The following is a 267-nucleotide window of genomic DNA, read 5'->3' as shown; positions in this document are numbered from 1 at the left end:
CCGCCATCGGCATCCGCGTCGGTCAGCACGGAATAATCCGGGTTCACCCCGCCGATGATGGTGGTGCGCGCGCGGGTCGAGGCGGCGTAATCGGCCACCCCAAAATGCAGGCTTTCATTGCGTTTCGAGGCCTGTGCGATCTCATGCACGTTCTGCATGCCAAGCGCGGTTTCGATGATGTGCTCGAAGCCGATCCGCTTTTTCAACCCCTTGGCGTCCTCAATCTGGGTCACCAGCATGTCAACCGCATAGACATCCGCCGCCGTG

The 267-nt window shown here is 61.0% G+C and carries 1 protein-coding gene; it reads right to left on the bottom strand.

Going from position 1 to position 267, the window contains the following annotated elements; translation table 11 throughout:
• Positions 1-267: aldolase/citrate lyase family protein (locus tag M3P21_RS22495; RefSeq protein ID WP_249713738.1), on the bottom strand; the 267-nt coding region annotated here is incomplete at both ends.

Origin of the sequence: Ruegeria spongiae (assembly GCF_023502395.1) — a bacterium.
GTDB classification, from domain to species: Bacteria; Pseudomonadota; Alphaproteobacteria; order Rhodobacterales; family Rhodobacteraceae; genus Ruegeria_C; species Ruegeria_C spongiae.
The sequence above is the reverse complement of the archived record's forward strand: the minus strand, read 5'-3'. Positions and strand labels throughout refer to the sequence as shown.